This window comes from Paenibacillus sp. BK720, assembly GCF_011761545.1.
GTDB lineage: Bacteria > Bacillota > Bacilli > Paenibacillales > Paenibacillaceae > Pristimantibacillus.
Window position 1 is genome coordinate 809,473 of record NZ_JAASRQ010000001.1, and the last position, 21,515, is coordinate 830,987.

17 protein-coding genes are annotated in these 21,515 nt (G+C 45.2%); 15 read left to right on the plus strand and 2 right to left on the minus strand.

All coding sequences use genetic code 11. The annotated features are described in order from the left end of the window. The first annotated feature begins 3 nt into the window (after positions 1 to 3). The 10 genes from FHT67_RS03445 to FHT67_RS03490 all read left to right on the plus strand — a co-directional run bounded on the left by FHT67_RS03445 (position 4) and on the right by FHT67_RS03490 (position 14,996). Positions 4 to 2,241, plus strand: coding sequence for a glycosyl hydrolase family 28-related protein (locus tag FHT67_RS03445; protein ID WP_208403100.1), 2,238 nt, complete (start codon positions 4 to 6; stop codon positions 2,239 to 2,241). 79 nt (positions 2,242 to 2,320) lie between these two features. Further along, a complete protein-coding gene (locus tag FHT67_RS03450; RefSeq protein WP_167195709.1) occupies positions 2,321 to 3,817 on the plus strand; it encodes a sulfatase-like hydrolase/transferase in 1,497 nt (498 codons plus the stop codon). Between the two features lie 36 nt (positions 3,818 to 3,853). Beyond that, positions 3,854 to 7,075, plus strand: coding sequence for an alpha-mannosidase (locus FHT67_RS03455; RefSeq protein ID WP_167195712.1), 3,222 nt, complete (start codon positions 3,854 to 3,856; stop codon positions 7,073 to 7,075). Further along, positions 7,072 to 8,514, plus strand: a complete 1,443-nt coding sequence (locus FHT67_RS03460; protein WP_167195715.1) for a sulfatase-like hydrolase/transferase — start codon at positions 7,072 to 7,074, stop codon at positions 8,512 to 8,514. Before FHT67_RS03455 ends, FHT67_RS03460 begins: the two co-directional genes overlap by 4 nt. Then, positions 8,501 to 10,006 (plus strand): sulfatase family protein, encoded by a 1,506-nt coding sequence (locus FHT67_RS03465; RefSeq protein WP_167195719.1) that lies wholly within the window; start codon positions 8,501 to 8,503, stop codon positions 10,004 to 10,006. Before FHT67_RS03460 ends, FHT67_RS03465 begins: the two co-directional genes overlap by 14 nt. Positions 10,007 to 10,183: 177 nt before the next feature. Continuing rightward, positions 10,184 to 11,077 (plus strand): AraC family transcriptional regulator, encoded by an 894-nt coding sequence (locus FHT67_RS03470; RefSeq protein ID WP_167195721.1) that lies wholly within the window; start codon positions 10,184 to 10,186, stop codon positions 11,075 to 11,077. Next, a complete protein-coding gene (locus FHT67_RS03475) occupies positions 11,064 to 12,506 on the plus strand; it encodes a sulfatase-like hydrolase/transferase (RefSeq protein WP_167195724.1) in 1,443 nt (480 codons plus the stop codon). The genes FHT67_RS03470 and FHT67_RS03475 overlap by 14 nt, the downstream gene beginning before the upstream one ends. A 234-nt stretch (positions 12,507 to 12,740) precedes the next feature. After that, entirely contained in the window at positions 12,741 to 13,382 is a 642-nt protein-coding gene (locus tag FHT67_RS03480) for a hypothetical protein (protein WP_167195727.1), read from the plus strand. A 79-nt stretch (positions 13,383 to 13,461) separates the two neighbouring features. Next, positions 13,462 to 14,190: a hypothetical protein gene (locus FHT67_RS03485; RefSeq protein ID WP_167195730.1), complete on the plus strand. Its 729-nt coding sequence runs from the start codon at positions 13,462 to 13,464 to the stop codon at positions 14,188 to 14,190. 98 nt (positions 14,191 to 14,288) lie between these two features. Then, a complete protein-coding gene (locus FHT67_RS03490; RefSeq protein ID WP_167195733.1) occupies positions 14,289 to 14,996 on the plus strand; it encodes an AraC family transcriptional regulator in 708 nt (235 codons plus the stop codon). A gap of 147 nt (positions 14,997 to 15,143) precedes the next feature. Here FHT67_RS03490 and FHT67_RS03495 read toward each other — a convergent pair whose 3' ends face one another. Both FHT67_RS03495 and FHT67_RS03500 read right to left on the minus strand, forming a co-directional pair. Beyond that, complete coding sequence (locus FHT67_RS03495; protein WP_132303967.1) at positions 15,144 to 15,623, minus strand: GyrI-like domain-containing protein; 480 nt, start codon at positions 15,621 to 15,623, stop codon at positions 15,144 to 15,146. Positions 15,624 to 15,650: 27 nt separating this feature from the next. Further along, positions 15,651 to 16,130 carry a hypothetical protein gene (locus FHT67_RS03500; RefSeq protein WP_167195736.1) on the minus strand — a complete coding sequence of 160 codons (480 nt, stop codon included), beginning with the start codon at positions 16,128 to 16,130 and terminating at the stop codon, positions 15,651 to 15,653. A gap of 91 nt (positions 16,131 to 16,221) precedes the next feature. Here FHT67_RS03500 and FHT67_RS03505 point away from each other — a divergent pair, with 91 nt between their 5' ends. From FHT67_RS03505 to FHT67_RS03525, 5 genes are all read left to right on the plus strand, one after another. Next, positions 16,222 to 17,193 carry a helix-turn-helix transcriptional regulator gene (locus FHT67_RS03505; RefSeq protein ID WP_243866889.1) on the plus strand — a complete coding sequence of 324 codons (972 nt, stop codon included), beginning with the start codon at positions 16,222 to 16,224 and terminating at the stop codon, positions 17,191 to 17,193. Positions 17,194 to 17,264: 71 nt separating this feature from the next. Further along, on the plus strand, positions 17,265 to 17,744 hold the full coding sequence (locus FHT67_RS03510) for an AAA family ATPase (RefSeq protein WP_167195739.1): 480 nt from the start codon (positions 17,265 to 17,267) through the stop codon (positions 17,742 to 17,744). A gap of 607 nt (positions 17,745 to 18,351) precedes the next feature. Beyond that, a complete protein-coding gene (locus tag FHT67_RS03515) occupies positions 18,352 to 18,792 on the plus strand; it encodes a winged helix-turn-helix transcriptional regulator (RefSeq protein WP_132303974.1) in 441 nt (146 codons plus the stop codon). 190 nt (positions 18,793 to 18,982) lie between these two features. Beyond that, on the plus strand, positions 18,983 to 20,008 hold the full coding sequence (locus FHT67_RS03520) for a zinc-binding alcohol dehydrogenase family protein (protein WP_167195742.1): 1,026 nt from the start codon (positions 18,983 to 18,985) through the stop codon (positions 20,006 to 20,008). A gap of 17 nt (positions 20,009 to 20,025) precedes the next feature. Then, positions 20,026 to 21,408, plus strand: a complete 1,383-nt coding sequence (locus tag FHT67_RS03525; protein ID WP_167195745.1) for an FAD-dependent oxidoreductase — start codon at positions 20,026 to 20,028, stop codon at positions 21,406 to 21,408. Positions 21,409 to 21,515: the final 107 nt, after the last annotated feature.

Here is a 21,515-nt window from a genome sequence, read left to right on the forward strand (position 1 = left end):
ATGGTGAAAAAACGGTATTCGAGATTGTTCATCATGGTCATTCTGGCTTCAATCATTCTAGTGCCTCTGCCGAAAAAGGCAGAGGCGGCAGGATTTCCACCCGGCGTCAATCCTTCAAATGCGTATGCACTAGACGGATTGCTGGACGTTACCGCAGCTCCATACAATGCTGACCCTACAGGAGCGGTCGATGCGACTGCAGCTATCCAAAACGCTGTAAATGATGGATTCGCGTACAATATGCAGGTCTTTTTCCCGGCAGGAACCTACAAGGTATCCGACACCATTGAAGCGTATATTCCTCATGGCCAAATGACGGAAGCAAGAGTTGGCAACTACCTTGTTGGCGCGACAACAGGCAGCGAGCGACCAGTTATTAAGCTGAAGGACAACTCCGTAGGTTTTGACGATGTCAACGGACCTTATGCAACAGTGGATGGCAGCCATCATATTAAGCCGGTCATTCATTTCTGGCGAGAAGATGATGTTGATCTGGGTACGGAAAAGCCGAATGAGAGCTTCGACAATGTTATTCGTGGCATAGATTTCGATTTGGGCTTGAATCCGGGCGCCGTTGCTATTCGCCATCAAAGCTGCGAAGGAAGCGCAATTGAAGATGTTTATATCAATGCGACCAATGCTTTCGCCGGTATTTTCGACATTATTGGGAGCGGAGGAAGCATTACCAATATCGAGGTTGAGGGCGGAAAATACGGCGTTTATGCGGAGAATTCGCAGCCAGCGCCGCTCATCACGGGCATTAAGCTTGAACAGCAGACGGAAGCTGCGATTTTTTATAACGGGAAATCGCCGCTCACCGTCGTTGGCTTCCATATCACGAAACCTGCCGGACCGGTTATTACAGTAGGAAAACAAGCTGATGGTACGGAAAGCAGCGGCAATATCAGTTTGGTCGATGGCAGCGTAAGACTAAGTACCCTTCAGTCCAATGCAACGATTATTCAGAACACGGACCGCTCCGTTTATTTGCGTAACGTCTATGCCATTAATGCAGGTTATATTATCCGTCACTCCACTGATCCATCCTCGGACTTGTCTGTAGCGTCAGGTGATCAGAATGCTTGGATCAACGTTGGCGAATATGCTTACGACAAGGGCTACACACCGAATCAGACCAAGCTGGTCGATGGCAGTTATGTCACCGGACATACTTATCCGGTGAGTGGTCCGTATTACACCCGTTCTGGGGGGCTTCCTACCGACCTGATCTCCAGGCATGTATGGGCAGGCGGCGAGAAGTTCACGGCATTTGACCAGGCGGGAGTTATCAATGTCAAAGACGCACCTTATAACGCGCAAGGCGATGGGACGACAGATGATACGGCAGCTATTCAAAGCGCACTGAATACGGGAGGTAAAGTATTCCTTCCTAAAGGTAAATACATCATTAGCAGTTCATTGATACTGAAGAGCACTTCTCAGTTATTTGGCGTATCGAAGACGGCTTCGGTCATTGCGGTAAGTCCAACAAGTACGCCTGCTGCGGATACCCCGATTATTACGACTGTGAATGATGCGAATGCCTCACCGGTACTTGCGAATGTAAAGCTGGAGCTTCCTGTGCAAGACCAGCTTTATTACGCGGTTGATTGGAAGGCGGGCAAGAACTCCATTGTGAAGGACATATGGGTCAAACCGGCCGATATACAAGCGGATGCTCCGCATAACCCTTCTTTGAAATGGGTCGTTGTTGAAGGGAATGGCGGAGGGAAATGGTATAACCTCCTCGCTATCGGCAGATACGGACCAAAGGATAATAATTTTAGAATCCAAAGCGTAGAAGGGACTACACAGCCTTTGATCTTCTATATGTTCCATTCGCAATATGCACGAACCGGAAATAACAATCCGCAGGCCATTATTAAAGACAGCTCCAATGTTACGATTTTCTCGGCGAAGTTCGAAAGCACTACGAATAATCCGGATAATCAGTTCTCAAGTGCTCTTGTTATCAATCATTCGAACAATATTAATATCATCGGCAACTCGGGAGTACTGAAGCCATTGACGGGCCGAGAGATTTTCAAGCTGAATGACACAACCAGCAGCACGAACGACAACACCAATATTACGATTGCTAATATGGGCAAAAACAACGGAGGCAGCTCAGGCTGGGACTACGTCAAGGAGTTTTACGGCGGCTCGAATTACAATATTCCGGGCAATAACATCGGCACGTTGTTTAAGAGAGGCCAGACAACGATAGAAATCCCGCATTAATGAAAGGATGAGATTGCGACTGGGCGCTCTGCTTACACTTTGGCAGCAGCGCTTGGTTGCTGAAAGCGAAGTGAACGCTATGCGACAACGGAAAAATCTGCTTCTGATTATAACGGATCAGCAACGCGCGGATACGATTGCGAGAGCGGGCAACGCCTATATTCAAACGCCTAATTTGGACCGGTTATGCGAGACCGGCACGCTTTATTCGAATGCGTATAGCGAAATGCCGGAATGTTGTCCTGCACGCGCGGTAATGTTCAGCGGCCAATGGGGGCACCGCACAGGGAATATGGGGAACGGGTTTGCGAATCCGCTGTCCTCTACTTTTGTCCATGCATTGAATGATGAGGGTTATCAGACAACCTGCATCGGGAAGATGCATGCCATCCCGAGGGATAATACTTGGGGCTTCCAGGATGTCTATCGCTCGGAGGAAATGGGGCATCCCGATCTGGATGACTATAACCGGTATGTCCGTGATTTAGGTTTTGATTGGGTCTATGAAACGATGGGTGTCCGTCATGAATATTACTATATTCCGCAGGTCTCGCAATTACCTGATCGGCTCCATCAGACGACCTGGGTTGGCGATCAGACGGTTGATGCGATCAATCGATTATCGGTGAAGGATAAGCCGTGGTTTATTACCGCTTCTTTTGTCAAACCCCATCCGCCTTTTGATCCGACAACCCCATACTTAAATCTATATGATCCGGAAGTGCTGCCGCCTCCCGTTCGTAATGAACGAGATAGGGACGAAATATGGCCGCTGCAGCAAGCGCAAAATTACGCCAAGTGGATGGAGCAGCCTGGAGATACGCTGACTCGTCTCATCAAGGCGGCTTATTACGCCAGCATTTCTCAGATAGATGTCCAGATTGGAAGAATTGTAGACGAGCTAGAGCGGCATGGGCTGCGGGAAGAAACGGTTATATTATTTACTTCCGACCATGGTGAAATGCTGGGAGACCACTATCAGTGGGGAAAGAGATCTTTCTATGACGGTTCAGCTAGAATTCCGTTTATCATCTCTTGTCCTGGCAGCTTACCGCAGGGAGCGGTAAGCGATCAGCTTGTTGGTCACCGTGATATTGCGCCAACACTGCTGGATGCGGCAAATCTTCTGGATGAGCGGAACGTATTGGATGGTCACAGCCTGCTAAGGTCATCACACGATACACCACGCGAAATAACCTTTGGGGAGCTTGTTACCAATCCTTACGGCGTTATACCAAGGGAAGAAGCGGTCAATATCTCCTCGATTTATATGGCTGCCACAAAAAAGTGGAAGTATATCTATTCACCAAATGGAGGCAGGGAAGCGTTGTTTAATCTGGAGATTGATCCAAATGAGTTGGTTCCTCTCGAAAATGATGATTCTCATGCTGAAACAAAGCAGACTTTACGAACAGCCTTACTGGAGTTTTTCCAACGGGAAGACTACAAGGGCGGGTTGTCGGAGGACGGACAGCAGCTCCGTCAAGTGCCATTATCGGAAGTGCCAACGCCAAGAAACCGACAATATTCTTCTTATGATCCCTACCATCTCGAAGCAAGGAAAGGGAGACGATGAAACGAAGATGCCAAAGGAGACATAAGGGGGATTGTGATGTTTCTAACCGAGCGTAAGCTGGAGAAACGAATTCAAGAGGTAGAGTCTTGGCGTTATACGGACAAAAGACAAATTCCAATCTATCAGTTCTGGATAGATAAAACAGCGGAGATTGGCGTACTGCCGCCGGACAATGCCGAGTGGAGAACGATTGGAATCGGTGATAGATGGCAGGGCTGGGATACAATCGCATGGTTGAAGACCGAAGTCAATATTCCGCTGGAGTGGCAAGGCCGAACAATCGTTGGCTTATTTGATTTTGGCAAAACAGGACCCGGACATACTTCCGGTTTTGAATCTCTGCTCTATGTCAATGGTGTTCCTTATCAAGGGGTAGGGGGTAATCACCGGGAGGTTTTCCTGCCGAGCGGTGCAGCGGGTACGACGATTCAATTGTTATTCAAATTATGGACGGGATTAAACGGGCATTCAGGGAAGCGGGTGGAATTAGAACATCAGATTCAAACTTCTGAGATTGCCCTGCTGCAAGAGGTTACGGATGATTTCTATTACAGCAGCCTCGCCGTGTATCAAACGTTCATGTATTTGAAAGAGGATCGCTGGGAGCGTGATGCGCTTATTAAGGCACTGGATCGTGCTTTTGCACAGATTGATTGGCGCCATCCGGGCAGTGTTGATTTCAACGAAAGTATACTGCGGGCAAACACCAGCTTGAAACATGAAATGGAAGCGATACCTGCTGGCGGAAATCCGGTTACAATTCACGCTATTGGTCACTCTCATCTTGATGTGGCTTGGTTATGGAGGCTGAGGCATACGCGGGAGAAAGCGGCGCGAACCTTTTCGACCGTATTGCGTTATATGGAGAGATACCCGGAATACGTCTATTTGCAAACGATGCCGCATCTGTATGAGGATTTGGAACGGGATTATCCAGCGTTGTTCGAGCAGATTCAATGCCGGGTGGCTTCCGGGCAGTGGGAAGCTGGAGGAGCGATGTGGCTGGAGGCGGATTGCAATATTCCTACTGGCGAGTCATTAACCCGTCAACTGCTGTATGGCATTCGTTATTTCGAGGAAAAGTTCGGGTTATCCTGCACTTACCTATGGCTGCCAGACGTATTCGGATACAGCTGGGCATTACCGCAAATTTTGCACAAAGCGGGCATTCGTGCCTTCATGACAACAAAAATCAACTGGAGTCAATACAACCGGTTTCCTCACGATACTTTTTATTGGAAGGGAATCGATGGAACAAAGCTATTGACGCATTATATAACAACTCCGAATCTGCAGGGCTACCAGTACAGCTATAGCGGACAAATCGCAGCTCGCACGCTCGCTGTCACATGGGAGCAATATCAGGATAAGGAGATAAATGATAAGTTTCTGCTTGCTTTCGGACATGGGGACGGAGGAGGCGGGCCAACACGCGACATGTTGGAGATGCGTCGCAGATTTGAGCACATGCCTGGTATGCCAAAAGTGGTGACAGGAAGGGCAGACCGCTATTTCCAGGAGCTGGATAAGAGGGTGCGGGAAACGGATCGATACGTACACACCTGGGATGGCGAGTTGTATCTCGAACGACATCGGGGTACCTTCACTTCACAAGCTTATGTGAAAACAATGAATCGGCGGATGGAAGGATTGCTTCATGACGCCGAGCTGGTCAATTCGATTAAAGCTGCTTTACAGGGATTTAAGCAATATCCTTTCCGGGAACTGCATGAAAGCTGGATTATTGTATTGCGTAATCAGTTCCATGATATTTTGCCGGGATCCTCTATCGCTGAGGTGTATGAGGATTGTCATATCGATTACGACCGTGCGGAGCAATTAGCTCAAGATGCGCTTACTCGTGGGATTAGCGGCATAGCGAGCCAGATTATGCATTCAAGCGGCGTCCATAACGGTTACCTTGTATTTAATACGATCCAATGGGAACGTACGGAAATAATTGAGCTTCCGTGGCATTCATCCTATTCGGATGCGGCGTGGAAAGATAGTCAAGGGAATGACCTGATATCGCAGAAAAGTGTTCGATCAGGCGAGGAGAAACTGTTATTGCTTGTCCCGCATATTCCGGCATTTGGTTATACAACGGTATCTTGTTGTAAGATGGCAGCCACCAAGACGTTTGCTGCTGCGAAGCCGCAGCCGCTTATTCAAGTTCAAAGCGATGGGCTGAACACGCCTTATTATGAGATTCGGTGGAACGAATTCGGGCAGCTTATGCGTTTGTACGACAAACGAATGAAGCGGGAGTTTATTGAGCCGGGTGAAGCGGCTAACCGGTTTGACCTGCATGAAGATAAGCCACTGCGTAACGATGCATGGGATATTGATCTGTTTTATTACGAAAAGTCGGAGACCATTACAGGACTCAAGCGAATCGAGTTGATCGAATCAGGAGAGCTCAGAACGGTTATCCGATTTGAATGGAAGCATGGCGAGACGGTTATTGAGCAGGATCTGATCGTATATCCGCATCATCGACGTATCGATTTCGTGACGAAAGTAGACTGGCAGGAGCGTTCGCAGCTTCTTAAGGTTGCCTTTCCTCTGCAAATCCGTGCTGTCGAGGCAACGTATGAAATTCAGTATGGTCACGTGAAGCGTCCGACGCATTGGAATACAAGCTGGGATTACGCCAGATTCGAGACTTGTGCGCAGAAGTGGATCGATCTGTCGGAACGCGGAGCTGGCATAAGTTTATTAAATGATTGCAAATATGGTCATGAAGTCCGAGATAACGTTATGCGGCTGACGTTGCTGAAATCATCAATTGCACCTGATCCATTAGCCGATCAAGGGCTTCATACGTTTACGTATTCTTTGCTCCCTCATGAAGGGGATTGGTTTGCGGCTTCTACCATAATTCATGCTCAGAGGTTGAACTCTCCCGTTCACTTGGCAGAATTGCCTGAAGTTAAAGAGTTATTAAATGTACAGCATGGCAGTCTGCCAGATAAAACAAGCTTTTTCCGCTGTAGAGGTGATCATGTGGTGGTCGACACGATCAAACGGGCCGAGGATTCCGATGCATGGATCGTGCGGTGCTATGAATACGCCGGTAAAAGAGGAAATGTATGTTTTGAAAGCTTATTTCCCTTAGAGCATGTAGCGGAAGTGAATCTGCTGGAGCGGGAGAATGCTTCCCAGACGTTCGAATCTCAGCAGTTTCAAGCCTGGTTCCAGCCGTTTGAAATCAAGACGTTTCTTATAACCGTTCGATCAGGAGGAGGCAACTCATGAATCAGCCGAACATCATTATGATTGTGTCCGATCAGCATCGCGCCGATTGGATGGGAAATGCAGGGGCTTCTTATCTGCAGACTCCTAACCTCGACCGATTAGCGGAGGGTGGCGTCCGTTTTACGGAAGCCTACTGCAATTCGCCCTTTTGCGTTCCGTCGCGAATGTCCATGATGACGGGGCGTTATCCATCAAGAACGGGCGTTTATAACAATGAACATATTCTTTCTTCGGAAATGCCTACCTTTGCCCACGCGCTTGGGCTTGCCGGGTACGAAACGGTATTATGCGGCCGCATGCATTTCAAAGGACCAGATCAACGTCACGGTTATGGGCAGCGGCTTGTGGGGGACATTACACCAACCTATAATGGTGGACCGACTACTCCATACGGAAGGCTGAAGGGGACAGCAGGACAAGGAAAAAATTCGTTGGAGCTGTCTGGCCCGGGAGACAGTCCGGTCCTTCGTTATGATGAAGCGGTCATATCGGCTTGCGAGCAGTTTCTTGCTAAACGCAATTTGCAAGAAACGAGTCAACGCTTGTTTCTGACGGTTGGTTTATATGGGCCTCATCCCACTTTTATCTGTCCGCCTGATGTGTATGAACAAACTTCGGCTGCGCTAAGAGATATTCAAGGAATTCCACGAGATGGGGAACCACTCCATCCTTGGGTTGCCGATTGGTTCAGAAGATTGAAGATCGACGATGTCACCGCTGAAAGGTTGCATGCGGTTCGCGCGAGCTACGCAGGGTTAGTTCAACGACTTGATTCCTACATTGGGCGTGTGCTGGACGCAGCCAACTCCCTGCCTGGCGAGACTATTATCGTATATGTCAGCGATCATGGCGAAATGGCAGGCGATCATGGCATGTTTTGGAAACAAAGTTTTTATGAGGGTTCCTCAGCTGTACCGATGATTTGGTACCCATTGACCGAAGGTTCCAAATCTCTGATTGCCCAAGGCAGAACCATCGATGTACCGGTTAGCTTGATCGATCTTGCTCCAACCCTCGTTCAGTTGTCAGGAGCGCCAGAGATGCCTGGATTGGATGGTTGGGATTTAAGCTCTTTATTAAAACCTGATGAATACCCAGAACAAGATCAAATATGGACCGGTAGGCCTGTATTCTGTGAATGGCAAAGCAGCCGTATGATCCGTTTAGGCCCCTATAAGCTTAACTATTACGATGGCTTTCCTCCCCAGCTCTTTGATCTGGACAATGATCCGCTAGAACAGAAAAATTTATTCGAACAATATGCCTATTATGCTGTTAGGGAAGAGCTCTTGAAAAAGTTGAAGGCAGATTGGAATCAAGAGCAGATAAGAGAGCAGCTTGCTTTGAAGAAATCGGATATTCAGTATATGACCCAGTGGGGTAAAGCGGTTGGTTTCGGCCGGATGGATATGTGGGAGACGTATTATGATGACTATTAATCGGCAGGGCAAGCCTAATATTCTCCTTATCGTCTCGGACCAGCATCGCTATGACTGCATGGGGGCTTATGGTAACCCGGACATTCGGACGCCGCACCTCGACGCGCTCAGCGAAGACGGCGTGACTTATAAAAACAGCTTTTGCAGCTCGCCTTTTTGCACGCCTTCCCGCTATTCGCTTCTTACAGGGCTTTACCCGCATCAACATTTAGGTTGGGGAAATCTGAGCACGATTCCTTCAGGCATTGCTACTTTTCCGAAGCTTTTGCAGCTAGCGGGTTACCGGACCAAGGCTGTCGGCAAAATGCATTTGACTCCGACTTATCTGGATGTCGGTTTTGACGATATGATTCTAGCGGAACAAAATGGCGACGGACGTTATGAAGATGACTATCACCGTTATTTGATGGAACAGGGGCTGCTCGATCGCTTGGATCTGATGGATCAGGTCAAGGAATATAGGGAGAAAGCTCCGCCATCCTATTGGGATACCTTTGGTACGGAGGCTTCCAATTTAAACGAGGAGCATCATTCGACGACATGGATCGGGAATCAGGCGCTGACTGCAATCGAAAACTGGAGCATACAGAATGAGATGTTGATGGTCAGCTTCATTAAACCCCATCACCCGTTTGATCCGCCTGTTCCATGGAGCTCAATGTATAATCCGACTGAGCTTCATCTGCTTCCAGGCTGGACGGATCAACCATTGGAACGAGACTTACGGATGCATCCGGGATTTTTCGATCACACACAATTGACTGAAGAGAAATTGCGGCGTACGATGACCCATTATTATGGAGCCATCAGCCACATTGATCGTGTGACAGGCGAATTATTGGAGGCTTTGAAGAGAAAAGGGGTTTATGATAACACGTTGATCATTTATACAAGTGATCATGGCGAATATATGGGTTATCATCATATGCTGCTAAAGTCGAATTACATGTATGAGCCTCTTGCCAAAGTCCCTCTGCTTGTTAAATATCCGGGAGGCGTGAACGCTGGCGAGCGTTCGGATCGGCTTATTAACAATATCGATATATCGACTACAATATTGGCTGCTGCCGGAGTGAAGAAGGATAAATCGATGGCAGGCATGGATTTGATGAGCAGCGAGGAGCAGGGCAGGGAATTTATTATAGGAGAAGATTCGAGAGGACGACAATATATGGTTCGTTCGGAGCGATACAAACTGATCTTGACGAGAGATCATTCCAAATGCGTCTTCTTTGATCTTCAGAGTGACCCGCTCGAGTTAAATAACCTAATCGACGATCCCCATTATGAGGAACACATCATGCGCTGCCGTCATGCTTTGCAACAAACCTTATTATTTGATGCCCCATCTCCATCCTATCTTGATCGCAATGCACCTATTATTTCAGGGAATAGTGTCTCATACGATTCTACATTGAGGAGTAAAATTTCTGAGTGGATAGAAGGCAACTGGAAAATGGAACACAACTTCATTGACAAAAACAGGAAGTAAAGGTAATATTATTGATGCGTCTTTGCATAGTAAGTTGATGGGAATTATTGTAATAATATATTTTGTTGAGTCAACCGGAACTCCGGAGACGTCATTCCATGCGTGTGCATTTAGGGATAACGTCTATTTTTTTGCGTATTTAAACTAATCCAGCTCTTTGGCAAAGAGGGGGAGTCTATGAAAAAATATGGGAATGTAGTTGCCGAATATTTAGAACATAAGCCGTCTGATTTTGAAAAAAACGGAGGGCTTTGGGTAATTCGAGCCGGGCAGAGCAAAGCGAAACTCCACTACCAGGTTGGGCCAAAAGTAGTGGAATATTACTCGGTACATGCAGTAAGAAGTGGAAGCATCGCTTTAAATTACGATAATGAAACCGTGTTGTTGCATGAAGGGGATCTTTTTTGCGCTTATCCTAATCATCGTTACAGCTATCAGATGGTTGAGGAAGATACCGTTCTTCGACTGTGCTGGTTAGTGTTCGAAGGAAATCATGCTGAAACTTTGCTGGAGCGGATCGGATTCAGCAAAGATCGGCCGTTTTTATTCAATCGTTGGGCGTTAGGCCATGAGTCGATTATGATTCAAATACAAGATCTGCTGCGCAACATTAATGGTTATGATGAAATGTTAATGCAATCTAAGTTATATCAACTCTTTGATTCGTTGTCCCGTAAGTCCGATGGACAACAGGTGAAGCGGGAGGTTACGAATAGGCTGCAGCGCTGTATTCAATTTATGGAAAAGCATTACATGGAGGGAATCACGGTAAGCGACGTCGTTGAGGTAGCGGGCGTTCACCGTTCGCATGTTTATCAGGAATGCAGCAATGTCATTGGACTTAGCCCTATGCAATATTTGGTTCAGCTTCGCATGAATAAAAGCGTGGAACTGCTCAAATTAAGGGAATTAAGCATGACGGAGATTGCTCTAGCAGTCGGCTACCCAGACTTATATTCTTTTTCCCGCGCATTCAGCAAATACTATGGCATGTCAGCGACACAATACCAGATGAGGCTGTTTATGACCAATCAATATGAAGGAGGGGAGAACTCCATTGAAAGCAACTAAGAGACCTAATATCGTAATGATTATAATGGATGAATGCAAGTGGAATGTCTTGGGGAGTTATGGAAATCCGGACGCGTATACTCCTCATATCGATCGGCTTGCTGCACAGGGAATGCAGTTCGAGCATGCTTACGTTACATTTCCCAAGTGCGTGCCATCTAGGGCGGCTTTGATGACTGGCCGATATCCGCATGTGGAAGGACACCGTACATTACCGGGCTTTGAAGTGCGCAAAGATGAGAATAACCTGGTACTTGAACTCAAGAGGGCTGGATATACGACAGGTATTTTTGGTAAAAACCATACTATGGAGGGCGAATTTTTATCGGAGTGCTTTGACGAAAAAGGGATTCGTTGGGGGAAAGGAGTGCCTAGAGATCGTCGGGAATTCGAAACGGATGATTCCTTGTTCAGAGCTTTTTATCGAGGCGATTTCAGTGGAACAGATGAGATGGCGGATACTTTATCCACACGAGATGCAATAGACTTTATTGAACGACGGAGTCAAGAGGATCAGCCATTTTTTCTACTATTGAATTATCACTTCCCTCATCCTCCCTATGCAGATATTGAACCGTATATATCTATTATTCGTGAACGGAATATTAAATTGCCTGTTAGAGTGGATATTAACTCAGTACCTCAAATCATGCAGGTATATCGGGAAGTTTATGATCTAGAGCATTTGAAGGATGATGATTGGCGGAAGGTTGTTGAAGGCTATTACAGCATGGTCTCTTATGTGGATGATCAGATAGAGAAAATGGTTCAATCTATAGACAATGCCCAAATCGCTGAGGACACCGTTCTAATCCTTACCTCAGACCATGGTGATTTTGCCGGTGAGCATGTGGGGGTAGAGAAGTGGGATACCGTGTTCTACGATTGTTTGGTAAGAGTTCCGCTAATAATTCGCTGGCCAGGAGTAGTTGCTGCAGGTCGAACGGATGCTATGACGGAAAATATTGATCTTGCTCCTACGTTATTGGAATTATGCGGCTTGGATGCTCAGGATTGGATGCAGGGTAAATCGCTTTACAAGCTTCTTATGGGCGAGACGGACAGCCACAAAGAGGAAGTGTTCTGCGAGGGGGGAGTAGAAGAATCAGCATTGACACGTACAGTTATGTTGGACAGCGAGGATCACAAGAAGCGACAACCTAATTATCATTGGAAGCAGCAGCTCATTGTCGATTACCCATGGACCATCTATCGAGCGAAAATGATCCGAACCAGACACTGGAAGCTAGTCTACCGTATTAACGGGATCAAGGAATTATATGACTTGCTTGAAGACCCTTTGGAGCTCAGAGATGTTGCTCATCTATCCGAGAATAAGGAAATCGTATCCGAATTGATAGAACGGCTGCTGAATTGGACGGTACGAACAGAAACGGATTATCCTCGTATTCATAAAATGTATTCTTAGATGTGCTCAAACTAATCAGATCAGCCAGGTTCTGGCTGATTTTTTTCATACCTGGGGAAATGGTGCGTATTTTTAATTCGTAAAATGATCTCGTGAGCTGCTGTTTTCTCAACTAAAGGAGCAGGATAGTCGAATAGTTTTAAGAATAATTCAATAAAGGATAATTCAATAGTCGTGCAAAAAGAGGGCATTTGAATGGCATCTTTGCAAGAAAAGACGAAAGGGTGAGGATTCATGGAAGTAAATGTGTTAGAGCGTTTACCAAATCCAATAATCTTAAAAAAGCTAATGAAAGTCCAAGCGTCATTAAATATTATTCTTTGTCGAGATGAATGGCTTCGTTACCATAGTTTTGTTCAAGATTGGGATGAAGGTGTTTGTATGGCGAAAATAGATAATGGAGCGGGTGACCATCTAATTATTTTGTTTTCCCCTGAAGGCTCCATCATAAAAGGCTTCGATCATGAATCTGAATTAAGCCCATATGCTCAAGATGAACATCAAGTATTGCAAGGGATTTATGATGACGTTCCTAAGGAATTATTATCTTTGCTTGAAGATGATGCAATTGAAAAAGACGATGTGACTTTTTGTATTTGGCGTAAAAGCAGTGACGTTAACTGGCACAAGGGAAAAGTTGAAATTCCATTGGGTGTAAGCGATGGTTCCGATTTTTTAATCGGCTGTATATTCCATACACCGGAGGACTTTGTAGAATTTGCAGAAGGCTATTTTGAATTATCGCCATCATTAGAGGCTGTTGCAAAAATTTATAATGATTTCCCCATTACGGAAGAGATAATCAATATCTTAAATCCCGGCTGTGATGTAAAGGAAGTTCTTCAAGAGTTAGAGTTATTACGCTTAAGGAGTTAGTGAGGCCGTTTTCTCAAGGCGCGAGTACTTTCTTTGGTGGTACTATATCTCACTAACCTAATTTTTCGAGGGGGTTTCCATGAAATCAAAAGATATCATTTACATGATTTATAATGAGGATGAACAGTCTGTTACATCAATGGGAATCGAGTTTACTGATTTTATCAATTGTTTTACTTTTGAATTAAACTATATCTTGCTTCTTGCATCTGGATATGCGGGTGAAGACTTTCATTCTGGTGTCGGATTAGAGTTTGTTACAAGTGAAAATTTAAATGACCTTTACAATGAGAATGTATATTCCTATGGTGATTTTTGTTGGGTAGATTTTAATACGGTTAGTGCCCTTGATAATCTAGTACCACAAGAGAAAGCAGAATTGTTGTATTTAAGTCATTATAAACAACCATTAGCAAGCCCCTTTTTCGATAAACTTGACAATAAAATTGTATACTTGGCACATGATGATGGTTGGTTCAACAAAATTTTTTACAAAGATATAAATAATTACATTGAAGTATTGCGGCATTTGATTTCATTTCGATTGAAGTCTTATAAGAAGAATGTAAGGTCACTGAATGTAGACGTTGCAGAAGAACTGGCTCAAATGGCCAGAGATGGAATATTGATTGATTTATACAAATTAATCAAATCTAGAAACGGCGTAGAAATTCCATTTAACGTTATTGGTAAGGTATACGACTTTGACGATGTTTATACTAACATGGAAAGATATAAAGCAAGGGCCAGGTTGGAATATTGGCTCGTATATAAAAACAAAGAATGGAGCATTAAGTCATATAGATAAATCTCTAAAATGTTTTTACGCACTGAATTTGATGCAAAAAATTTGGGAATTGAACTTTTGGGATATAAAAAATCAATCGTTGAGAGGGAAGCTGATCGGTGGACATCTCGCAGAAATTAAAGATTGGGGCACTGAAAAATAAGATTGAGGATCAATTTGGTCAAGATATTTTAAACATCTTAAATGGACAGATGATGTTTGAAGAATTTTATCGTCATCAGTTAATGGAAAATGGCGACTATGTTCCTTTCAATGAAGCCATGTGTTCAAACGATACGACCGCTGCGATCTTCAGCGATGAATTTAAACAAATAAGAGCATCCGGACATCAAGTGCCTTTAGAGGAGTATGAGAAAATTACCGTGACTCCTTTGATATCCCTGTTTGAGAACAAATACAAATGCATCGTTTTGTGGTTCGGAGATGACATGTTCTGTCAAATCAATCTACTGACCGTATTGGCGTATTTAGAACAAATGGGATACGATGGGAAAGTGTATTTCCATACGGTGAAGGAAATGACTTATGAAGTGGAAGAAACGGAAATCAGGCTGGAAGGCTATCAAGAAATTTACCAACAGGTTTTGATTCATCATCGTTTACCCGAAGCCCATTTAATGCCTGTGATGTACCAGGGAATCCGTTTATATCTAGAATATATAAAAGAAGATAACGAAATCACCGCGTTTATTAAGAAGCATAAAGATAAGACGAAGGATGAATTATTGCAGCGCTTATTTCACCGATTCCCTCACTACGGTTTAGGAGATTTGCAGTACATCAAATTAATGGAAGCTTTATCCTAATGAGACAAAGAAACAGTTGATAAGTTGGATAATTTTTAATGTCGGACAAATCATTCTTCGGAGGCGATCTTGAGATTGGACTAGCCATCGGAACCGAAATGAAGCTGCCGACACTTTCGGCAGCTTCAGCCCATAATTCCGCGAAAATTATTTTTTAACCACGGGTACCCAGAATTCGCCGTAAAAACTGCCCTCGCCGTTATCTTCGCGATAGGTCGCATTTGGACCGCCGATGTAAGCATAATCGGTGATTTGGCTCAGGACTTCGCCGAAAGCAAGGTACGTCAACTGATCAAACAAGGTTTCCTTGTCGCCATTCCCCGCGACCACGATGTACTCGCTCTCCGGAAACTCGATAAGGCGAGTTGCGTCAGCAACTGATTTTCCGGCTTCTACCGCGAAATAATTCCACGGCTTGCCCTGATAAACTTCGTTCACTGACCATTCACGATCGTCCTTTGCGGCGTCTTTGAGCTTGGCAAATCGCCCGTCAGCCTTGAGTTTGCCCCAAAACTCGGCTTTTTCCTTTTGCAATGCTGTCATGTCTTGAAAATTGGACTGGATTGAGAAACCGTACGCGGTTAATGTGAATGATTTTTTGTGTTCAATTGTGTATTCTGCTGCCATATGAGCTCCTTTCGCATTCCACAAAGATTAGTTTTCCACTTTTTTTGCGCGAAGCCACATTTCGCCGTAGAATTCACCGTTTTCAGCCGCTTTGACGAATGTGGAGTTACCCGGGCCAACGTATTTGTAATCTGTAATTTCTTGCAGCAAACCGCCGAACACTTTGCCTGTGATTTGATCCGCGAGGCTGTCTTTGTCAGCGCCTGTGCCAGGTACAACGAGGTAGTCGCCAGCGAGGAAATCGAGAACGACCGCGTCTTCCACCTTGAAATCTCCCATCACGCCGAAGCCGCGCCAAGCCTTGCCTTCGAGCACATAATTGATTTGATATTCCTGCCCGTCAGCCAGCGCGCGAAGCTCGGCAAGCTTGCCATTTTCAGTGATTTCAGCCTTTTTCGCCGCCGTTTTTGCCGCATTGCCTGCCCAGTCGTTAAAGTCCTCAAATGAAACACCGAAAGCAGTCATTTTGTAGTTTTCCGAGATCGTTTTGATGGAGTAGTTAGACATTTTGTTCTCTCCTTTGCGGATTTACTTTTACAAGATCGATTCTATTGGCCGAATGTATCAAAAAATGATACTTTTTTGATACAATAAAATCATGAAGAAAACAGAACGAGTAAACCTAATCATGCGCTACATCAATAACCGCGCGCATTTTACGATTGCCGAGATTCAGCGGGAGTTCAAGATTTCCCGCGCGACGGCGATCCGCGACATTAATGAGATTCAAGCGATGGGTTTTCCGCTGACGACCGAGCTGGGGCGCGGCGGGGGCTACAATGTCCTGCAAAATCAGTATTTGCCGGCAGCACGGTTCACGCCGGATGAGCTGAAGGCGATTTTCATCAGTTTTATCGCCTCGAAAAATTCACAGCTGCCTTATCTGCAAAACCGCCGCTCGATCACGGAGAAGCTTATCGGCATCGCGTCGCAAACGCAGCAAGACGAGCTGATCGAGCTGAATCATATTTTGCTTTTTGAAAATACGAATCCTGCTAATCCGAATCTTTTGGAGCTCGATGATGCGGCGCCTGCGGAGCTAAACCAGTTGATTTCGCTAGCTGTGCGAGATAAGCATTTACGCGTGACGTATGAGCCGAGTCCTGGCTGGCCGCAGTTGCTGGACGTTTTTTTGCTTCACATTTTCAACTCGAACGCGCAGTGGCTAGTAGAGGTATATGATTTTGATACGGATGAGTTTCGTTATTTGCCTGTTGATTTGCTGCGGGATTCCGCTATTTCCGATCATGAGATGAAGTACTCCGAGCAAGAGATTTTAAGCAAAAAACGGATGGGTGCGCGTCAGTCCAATCTTGTTGTAAAGCTTGACGCGGTCGGAATTCAGCGTTTCAAACGCATGCACCCGCCGGGGATTATTTTGTCCTTTACCGGAATGTTTCAATCGAGCGGGATTTTTAATGCTCAGCTGGATGTGACTGACGTTGAGGAGCTGGCTTATTACGCGGATTGGCTTTTGTTCTTGGGGAAGGGGGTTATGTTCGAGCGGATTCCGGAAGAGCTGCGCCTGATTTTGGAGGATCGCTTAACCAATCTAAGATTTCCTATCTAATCTACTATTGTATAAAAGTTAGCTGCAGTGACGATACTTCTAAATATCTGGTATATTTGGAGGTTATTTTCGTGAGTCAACAACTAAGCTATGACAAGACCCATCTTATCATATCAAACTTTCTGAATGAGAGTAACGATAAGGTGTTTTGCTTTCTGAAAGCGGAGCATACAACCGGAAATTCTTTTGTGCTAAAGAGATATTGTAAGGATAATGGGCATGCCATTTATATGAATTTAAAGTCTGCTAGATCCACGAAAACGTTGATTCTTCAATTGCTGCATGCGATAGAAGTTCCTTTTGTAAAGCAATATCAAAATGATTACTTAGTTCACTTGTTATGTTCGGAAATCGCGAAAAAGAAGATCTCTCATTTTGTTTTTGATGATATTCAAGAATTAGAAGCCAGCTCGAATATCTCTGAGATATTCGAGCTATTCAGATATATAAATATCAATACGGATGTTCAGTTTATTTGCGTAGGCTTCAGCATGACGGCAAGCTTATCCGCGGAAATTACCAGGCGAAGCGAGTTTTTAAACGTTATATAAACCTAGCCCTTGCGTCAAAGCAAAAAATCCAGTTCAGCCGCGCTGAACTGGATTTTTGTGTTGAACATAAACTATATAGCCGCTTTTTCAGAAATTGCTTTCTTAGATTTTATGATCTGTTATTTCAAGAGAAGGAAGGAGCTCTTGGTTTAGAATTTCGAGAATCCTTTCCAGAGTTATGCTGTTGTTTACTATGCGGAAATCGATCAGACCAAAAAATGGCCTTAATGCTTCATCGTGAATATTATCGATCTCTAATGCCTCGAAACTAACCTGTAAAACCTGGCAACCATTGATGGAATACAAAATGTCAGCTGCAGCGTTTGTCAGATCATGATCCAGATGTAACGAATACCGGGTGTTGTCTATCATGATTCTATTACTCAAAAATATCCCCCTATAGTTGTTAAATTTTGATATAGGGTAGTATATCATGACTACTTAAAAAATGTAAGTATTATACAGAATAGCCATCCGTTATTTAGTTTTGGGAAAATACGATCCAGACAGCTTGGAGCTTTGCGTTGCGGCTTCTAGTGCAATTGATTTATTTTAGTCGATATTGTTACAATGTAACTAATGAAACGAAGTCTTAAGGAGGAGAACGATGTCCAAGAGCATTTATCAACTGGACTGTAACATAGCACAGACCCTCAATATTATAGGGGACCGCTGGACCCTGCTGGTAATCCATGAAATAATGACGGGAAAGAAGACCTTTAACGAAATCAAGCAAGCACTGAAGACGATTTCGGCGAACGTTCTTTCCGAACGGTTAAAGCAATTGGAGGAAGACGGACTTATTGCCTCCAATCTATACTCCGCGCACCCCCCGCGTTACGAATATGAATTAACGGAAAGCGGACATGACTTGGAGATGGTACTGAATGCTTATCTTCTGTGGGGGAGAAAACATTTGGACAAAAGCTATAAAGTGATGAAGCACGCAGACTGTGGCCATGAAATCGAGCTGCGTTATTACTGTCCCAAATGCGAAAGCTTGGTGGATAATATATCAGTCGAGCGAATTGCGGGCAGCTGCACTTGATAGAGTAAATGAGTCGGGCTATTTTAAACCCGGCAATTTTTACAAAAAGTAAGTTGTAAAAACTAACTTGGTATGATAAATTGACTTTAGCGAGATGGGAAAAATGGTAAGTTTGCATATCCATTTTTTTTGATCTGTAAGTTAATTATTGTAACTAAGTATATTTTATTAATTCTAAGGAGAGACGAATATGACTGAAAAAATGAAAGCAGTAGGACTCTACAAATATTTGCCGATTGAGCATCCGGAAAGTTTAATGGACATTGAATTGGAAAAACCTAAACCTACGGGTAAGGACCTGCTTGTGCGGGTCAAGGCGATTTCCGTAAATCCGGTTGACTATAAGGTTCGGGCCCCTAAGGAGCGTACGGAAAGCGTTCCTCGCGTGCTTGGCTGGGATGTATCCGGTGTCGTTGAAGAGGTAGGAGCGGAGGTTACGCTGTTTCAACCTGGCGATGAAGTGTATTACGCCGGTAGCATCACGAGGGCCGGCGGCAACAGCGAATTTCATCTCGTAGACGAACGAATTGTTGGATGGAAGCCGTCCAGCCTGAATTTTGCCGAAGCCGCAGCTCTTCCGCTGACCACGATTACGGCTTGGGAAAGCTTATACGACCGTCTGGGAATTTCTACTGTCCCTGGCAATAACAGCGGGAAGACGATTCTGATTATCGGAGCGGCTGGCGGTGTAGGATCGATTGCAACGCAGTTAGCGAAGCATGCGGGTCTTACGGTCATCGGAACCGCTTCCCGACCTGAATCCGTCCAATGGGTCAAAAATCTCGGTGCGGACAAAGTGATTAACCATTTTGAACCCTTCGTTCCCCAATTGAAAGCAGCTGGGTACGAGAATGTTGATTACATCCTCTGTTTGAACAGCACGGAGAAACACTGGAAAGAGATGGCTGAGGCGATTGCCCCTCAAGGCAAGATTTGCTCTATCGTAGAGACAGACGAATTGTTGAATTTAACATTGCTTAAAAATAAAAGCGCAACCTTTGCATGGGAGCTTATGTTTACCCGTCCGACGTATCAGACGCCCGATATGATTGAGCAGCACAATCTGCTTAACGAAGTAGCGGCACTCATCGATCAGGGTATCATCCGGACGACCACTAACGAAATCCTGTCCCCGATCAATGCGACGAACCTGCGCAAGGCGCACGCTTTATTGGAAACAGGCCGTACCGTTGGGAAGATTGTTTTGCAAATGTGATATGAGGTGACCTGATCATGGATACTCAAAGAGATAAGGCTGATGCTTTAATTATCGGATTTGGCAAGGGCGGAAAAACGCTGGCGCCATTCCTGGCTTCGCAAGGATTAAAGGTAACTCTCGTAGAAAAATCTCCGACGATGTATGGAGGAACTTGCATTAATGTGGGTTGCATTCCGACTAAGGCATTGGCGCATGAAGCCCATTTCATTTCGCTGAACGAAGAGCATACCCTCGATGAAAAGAAGAGTAAATATGCCAAAGCGATTATGGAGAAAGATGCTCTTGTTTCCCTCCTCCGCACAAAGAATTTCAACAATGTAAACGAACAGCCAGGAGTAAAGGTAATAACCGGAACGGCTTCTTTTTTGTCGCCTAATGAAGTGCAAGTCGATACGACTGATGGAACAATAATTGTGGAAGCGGACCGAATCTTTATTAATACCGGGGCTAAGCCGGACGTACCGGGAATCCCTGGCATTACGAGCGATCTTGTCTATACAAGTGCGGAGCTGTTGGATTTAAATCAATGGCCTGCTCGCTTGGCCATCATTGGCGGTGGCTACATCGGAATGGAATTTGCCTCGATTTATGCGGGCTTTGGTTCGAAAGTGACGCTCCTGATAAGAGGTAATCGCTTCATGCCCAAAGAGGATTCCGACATAGCCACGGAAGTGCGGCGCACTCTCGAAAACAAAGGCGTTCAAGTCTTATTAGAGACAGAAGTTAGCGAGATCGTAGATACGGGACCGACGGCGAAGCTAATTGTGAAATCTGCCGATGGAACAGTGGGAGAACTGGAGGCGGAAGCCGTTCTGACAGCAACGGGACGTTCGGCCAATACCGAAGGGTTAAACCTCCAAGCTGCAGGCGTGGAAGTTACGAACCGCGGGTTTATTAAAGTTGACGATAAACTCCGGACAAATGTTCCGCACATCTGGGCGATCGGCGATGTTAACGGAGGACCTCAGTTCACGTATATCTCTCTTGATGACTATCGCATCATAAAGGATCAATTGTATGGCAAGGATCTCCGCACAACGGAGGATCGTAAAAACATCCCGTATTCCGTCTTTATTGATCCTCCGTTATCGCATGTCGGATTAACGGAAGAGGAAGCGATAAGAAGGGGATATTCCGTAAAAGCGGCAAAGCTTGCTGCCGCAGCCTCGCCAAGAGCCCGTCAGCTCAAACAGACCGAAGGTTTGTTGAAAGCCGTAATCGACGTGGAGACCAATGCGCTGCTTGGATTCACAATGTTTGCTGCGGAATCAAGCGAGATCGTTAATACGGTTTCTACCTTTATGAACACCGGGCAGCCTTATACGGTGCTTCGAGATACGATTTTTACGCATCCTTCCATGTCCGAAATTTTGAATGATCTTTTGAGTACGATCTAAACCATTGTGCAAACATGAAGGGGCTGTTCCATTTGTGGCATATTAATGCCTTATGGGGACAGCCCCTTTTTACTTTGCTGCCACCGGGAATTTTCGAGTGAGAGCGC

Excerpts from the sequence above, each read along its gene's own strand:
- FHT67_RS03525 (WP_167195745.1), top strand. The coding sequence starts at position 20,026 with ATGGATACTCAAAGAGATAAGGCTGATGCTTTAATTATCGGATTTGGC.
- FHT67_RS03455 (WP_167195712.1), top strand. The coding sequence starts at position 3,854 with ATGTTTCTAACCGAGCGTAAGCTGGAGAAACGAATTCAAGAGGTAGAG.
- FHT67_RS03520 (WP_167195742.1), top strand. The coding sequence starts at position 18,983 with ATGACTGAAAAAATGAAAGCAGTAGGACTCTACAAATATTTGCCGATT.
- FHT67_RS03470 (WP_167195721.1), top strand. The coding sequence starts at position 10,184 with ATGAAAAAATATGGGAATGTAGTTGCCGAATATTTAGAACATAAGCCG.
- FHT67_RS03500 (WP_167195736.1), bottom strand. The coding sequence starts at position 16,130 with ATGTCTAACTACTCCATCAAAACGATCTCGGAAAACTACAAAATGACT.
- FHT67_RS03460 (WP_167195715.1), top strand. The coding sequence starts at position 7,072 with ATGAATCAGCCGAACATCATTATGATTGTGTCCGATCAGCATCGCGCC.
- FHT67_RS03515 (WP_132303974.1), top strand. The coding sequence starts at position 18,352 with ATGTCCAAGAGCATTTATCAACTGGACTGTAACATAGCACAGACCCTC.
- FHT67_RS03480 (WP_167195727.1), top strand. The coding sequence starts at position 12,741 with ATGGAAGTAAATGTGTTAGAGCGTTTACCAAATCCAATAATCTTAAAA.
- FHT67_RS03495 (WP_132303967.1), bottom strand. The coding sequence starts at position 15,623 with ATGGCAGCAGAATACACAATTGAACACAAAAAATCATTCACATTAACC.
- FHT67_RS03465 (WP_167195719.1), top strand. The coding sequence starts at position 8,501 with ATGATGACTATTAATCGGCAGGGCAAGCCTAATATTCTCCTTATCGTC.
- FHT67_RS03505 (WP_243866889.1), top strand. The coding sequence starts at position 16,222 with ATGAAGAAAACAGAACGAGTAAACCTAATCATGCGCTACATCAATAAC.
- FHT67_RS03450 (WP_167195709.1), top strand. The coding sequence starts at position 2,321 with ATGCGACAACGGAAAAATCTGCTTCTGATTATAACGGATCAGCAACGC.
- FHT67_RS03485 (WP_167195730.1), top strand. The coding sequence starts at position 13,462 with ATGAAATCAAAAGATATCATTTACATGATTTATAATGAGGATGAACAG.